Raw genomic sequence first — 4,432 nt, 5'->3', positions numbered from 1 at the left:
CTCTTGTTCATAGGCTATAAATTCCTTTTCTGACCAATTGAATCTATTTAGCTCTTCATACGCTTTTTTGATTATTATATCACTTCCTATTATCCTTTCCAATTCTTCTTCACTGGTTTCATCTGCGTACTTAAAAAAATATACCCATTTTTCAACTATATTTGAGAGCTGATCTTCCTTAGTCTTTGGAAATTTTGGCAATTCAATAAATATAAAGTAAAAATCTTTTAGATCATGTTCATTAGTATCTTCATCTCGAATAGTGTGCTTTGATTTGTACTCAGACTTATCAGGAAATAAAATACAGTCTGCTATAGCAATAAAGATAATTTCTTTAAGGTCATGATATTGATCACCTTTATCAGCCTGTCTAGAATATGCTTTAGCTGCGTAGTACTGAGCGCGTTTCTCAAAGCCCTTGGTTTTAGCGACCTGCATTTCGATTATCACTTGCAGCCCATTTTCATCTCTACAAAGAACATCAACAATACTTTGCTTTTTGGCGGCAATATCAGGGTCTTGAATGGTACTTAAAAATTCTATATCCTTTATTGCACTTTTGCCAGTAAAACCCAGAACATCATTGAGGAAGTGAATTAGGATGTCTTTATTCTTTTCAGTACCAAAGATACGCCGAAATGCAACGTCATTTTTAACATCAAGAAACTTCGAAAGAGCCATAAGAAAATAAGTAGAAAAGCATTAATAATTATACACAATTCTGAAGAAATATTCAAGTTTTTTATCAAAATCTTAGTTTTTTAAACTTTGTAAAGAAAAAACGCCCTTCATAGACGACCTTAGAATAATACTTTATATGTCCTTTTTTTGCAATTACCCCCTTAAAAGCCCAAATTTAACGGCTTCAAAAACGTCGGTTCAAAAAAATGAGCCCACACCTTTTACATAATAAAGAAATTGGAGTCAACATTTTCAGTAGTAAATTCATGTTAAATCTTTTAATATAGGCAAAAAGAGGGTAAGTAGATGGCAATAATTCTTTTAGATACAAAAACAATAAACCGTATAGCAGCGGGAGAGGTAATTGAGAGACCAGCAAGTGTAGTGAAGGAATTAATGGAGAACGCAATAGATGCTGGAAGTTCAGAAATAGAGATCAAAATAGAAAGCGGTGGACGCAATCTTATTACTGTGATAGATGATGGAAATGGAATAGAAAAGGACGATTTAGAACTTGCGTTTATGCGCCACGCTACTTCAAAATTAAGTGATAATGAGTTAATAGAAATCAAACACCTTGGCTTTAGAGGGGAAGCTCTGCCTTCAATAGCAGCAGTAAGTAGAATAAAGTTATCGTCTAAAGCAATCAGAGCAAATGAAGCGTGGTCTATAAGATATGAGGGTGGAGAAAAAGTAGGAGATGTAATGCCTTACTCTTTATCGCAAGGTACACATATTGAAGTTCGTGATTTGTTTTTTGCCACACCAAATAGGCTAAAATTTCTGAAAACCGAAAGAGCAGAAACACAAGCTATAGTTGATATAGTAAACAACTTAGCAATGATAAATTATAGAATAGGGTTTAGTCTCATTTCAGGTAATAAAAAGCTCTTAAAATACGCTAAGCAAACCTCGTTATTTAGTAGACTATGTGAAATAGAAAAAGAGTTTCAGGAAAATGCTCTGGAGGTTAATGAAGAAGAAGACGGTGTCAAACTTATAGGGCACATCTGTAAACCGACTGTCAATCGTGGTAAGTCTGATATGATCCATACGTTTGTTAATGGAAGGCCAATAAAAGATAATCTACTTATTGGTGCGATTAGATATGCGTATCACGACTTTATTCCAAGCGGTAGATATCCTTTTGCAGTGTTACATTTAGAAGTACCATATGATCAAGTAGACGTAAATGTGCATCCAAATAAATCAGAAGTAAGATTTCAGAATAAGAGGCTAATATATGAAATAGTGAGGAGAGGGTTAATTAAGGGATTGTCGACGAGAATAGGCACAATGAGAGGTATTGAAGAGGAGCTAAATCCACCTTTTGTTAATGAGAGTCAAGGAAGTGTTAATACTCAGGAAAACAAAGAAGCAAAAAGTCAGAAAGAATTTTACGAAAGAAGGCCAAGCCATTTAGAAAATCGGCTAATGAAAGAATTTAACGCTCCAAATGTGGAGGTAAAAGGCTTATCAGAACGGTTTGAATCTTTTACTAGTATGCAAAAGCCCCTACCACAAGCAGAAACAATGATTCTGGAAAAGGAACAAGTTAATCTAATAGAGAGCCATCCTCTAGGGTTTGCACACTGCCAGGTCTACAATACTTATATAATTGCTGAGGCTCGAGACAAACTAGTTGTAGTCGATCAATATGCAGCCCATGAGAGGTTAGTGTATGAGTGCTTAAAACAAAAAACAAGCATAAAAAAACAAAAATTGCTCCTTCCTGAAGTGGTTCAAATCGAAAACCAAGCTGGAATGGAGATGATAGAGGTTTATAAAAATAAGCTTTTCGAAATAGGTTTTGATATTGAAATCAAATCGGAAAATAAGGTCGTAGTAAGGGAAATCCCTGCGATTTTGAGGGCAATAGATGTAAAAGAGATGCTAATTAATATAGTTGATAGATTAACGGAGATAGAAGACACACTACCTATAGAGGATAAAGTGAACAAAATATTGGCTACAATCGCGTGCCACGGGTCAATTAGAGCAGGTAGAAAAATGAGGTTAGAAGAGATGAATGAGCTGCTGAGACAAATGGAAGAAACGCCATATTCTGACCAATGTAACCACGGAAGGCCGACTTATATAGAAATGAAACTAAGTGATATTGAAAAATTGTTTGAGAGGAGGTAGCTAGCAGAATTTCTATCTAAAACTCCCAAACAGCTAAAAGAGCGTTGTGCATAATGAGGTCTTTATGGCGAAGTGCTAAATGAGGTTAAAAATACACCTAGAGATTCAAGAAGCGGTATAGATAAGCTAAAGAAGTTGAGTAAAGTAGCTATTGCGATAATGGATATTATGAATTTAGTAGCAAAAAAACATTAACATATCATAAAGAACTCGAATTTAGTAGCAAATTTATGTTAACCTGTGTAATGTTTATTTTTGTGGAAAAGAGTGACCGTTAACTATAATAAGCGTACTATTCTCACAAGATATAAAATAGCAGAGAATATAAGAAGCTGGATATTAAAGCGGAAATATACTGTAAAAGATTTAGCAAATAAAACAGGCATAGAATATCACACGCTACTGAGGTATGTAAAAGGAAAGTGTGGGATTCCAACTAAAGATTTAAGATGCTTAGCAAATGCATTGCCAGTTTCTATGAGTAATCTGCTTCCTGGACGAAAACCACTAAGAGAGAGTAGTTGTTTTGATAAAGATAAAATACAAGCGACATACAACTTCGTAGAAAAATACATAAACACAACGGGTCGAGAACCGCGCAAAGCAATTAATGCATTAACTAAATTTATCCAAGCTCAAGAGAAAAGTAATGTAGAAGCAGCAAGAATAAAAATGGCAAAGAATATGCTCAAGGCAGGATTTGATGCTGATATTATCTACCGAGCAACTGGATTATCAGCTGATGAATATGATAATAAAGAGCCTGTTGTCTTTAAGCGCCACAAGGAGGGACAAGAGATGTTGAAGTGGAGGATAATACAGGAACGTACACAAGAGGAATTAGCGGAGTGGCTTGGTGTAGCGCGTTCACAAGTACATAACTATGAACAAGGGAAGAGTACCTTGTTGAGTGAGGTTGCATGTAGAGCAGCAGAAAAGTTATCAGTAGATGCAGAAAATCTGATGATTGAGCCAAAGAAAGAAGGTAATTATGAGGAAGCAGAAAGTGAGCTATTAAGTGCAAGGAGAGAATTAAAAAAAATTGACAATCAAGAATCACGAGATGAACTGGATATATGGGTAGAATTCTTATCGCAAAGAAGGCAAATGCACAAAGAAAAAATTGATAAAGTAGAGGGAATCGAAGTTGCAAATAATCTGCTTATGTTGGGCATCCCCATCGATATTATTCCCGAGATAACTGGCTGAGCAACTTGAAAGGCATCCATAGCAAAAATTTTCATACAGAGCTCGTGAAAAAAATATAGACTTTAATAAAATTTTATGTTACAATAAGTGTGGTTTTTTCTGTAAAATAAGGTATGGTTTCAAAAAAAGCTACGCAAAAAGTAAAAAAATTATACGTGTTATGTGTCCAACTTCTTATGTTGTTCCGTCTTGTTGGATGTTCCGTGGTAATCCAACTTGTTAAGGGGGCGCTGATGTCAGGAACCACTAAGTGTTGTCATCTCTATTGATAGCTACTGGCTGCTAATGATTAATATAATTTATTTACATCGTTATACAATACAGAAAGAATTACATGTGGATATGGTGGCGGGCGTCCATCGCGCTCGCTGGCGTGGGCCGCACTCTGTCTGCCGCC

At 35.5% G+C, this 4,432-nt stretch carries 4 protein-coding genes; 3 read left to right on the top strand and 1 reads right to left on the bottom strand.

From position 1 onward, the window contains the following. Positions 1-681, bottom strand: a 681-nt coding sequence (locus tag HET73_RS06085; protein ID WP_174134191.1) for an Rpn family recombination-promoting nuclease/putative transposase, incomplete at its 3' end; no start/stop codon positions are given. 306 nt (positions 682-987) lie between these two features. Between HET73_RS06085 and mutL the strand changes: the two genes are divergently transcribed. The 3 genes from mutL to wmk all read left to right on the top strand — a co-directional run bounded on the left by mutL (position 988) and on the right by wmk (position 4,035). Continuing rightward, positions 988-2,826, top strand: coding sequence for a DNA mismatch repair endonuclease MutL (mutL, locus tag HET73_RS06080; protein ID WP_174134190.1), 1,839 nt, complete (start codon positions 988-990; stop codon positions 2,824-2,826). A 72-nt stretch (positions 2,827-2,898) separates the two neighbouring features. Beyond that, entirely contained in the window at positions 2,899-3,021 is a 123-nt protein-coding gene (locus tag HET73_RS09120; RefSeq protein WP_281356047.1) for a hypothetical protein, read from the top strand. Between the two features lie 72 nt (positions 3,022-3,093). Then, the gene (gene wmk, locus HET73_RS06075) at positions 3,094-4,035 is read left to right on the top strand and encodes a WO male-killing family protein Wmk (RefSeq protein ID WP_174134189.1); all 942 of its coding nucleotides are present in this window, start codon (positions 3,094-3,096) and stop codon (positions 4,033-4,035) included. The last annotated feature ends 397 nt before the right edge of the window (positions 4,036-4,432 follow it).

The organism is Wolbachia endosymbiont of Atemnus politus (assembly GCF_013309895.1).
The sequence above is the reverse complement of the archived record's forward strand: the minus strand, read 5'-3'. Positions and strand labels throughout refer to the sequence as shown.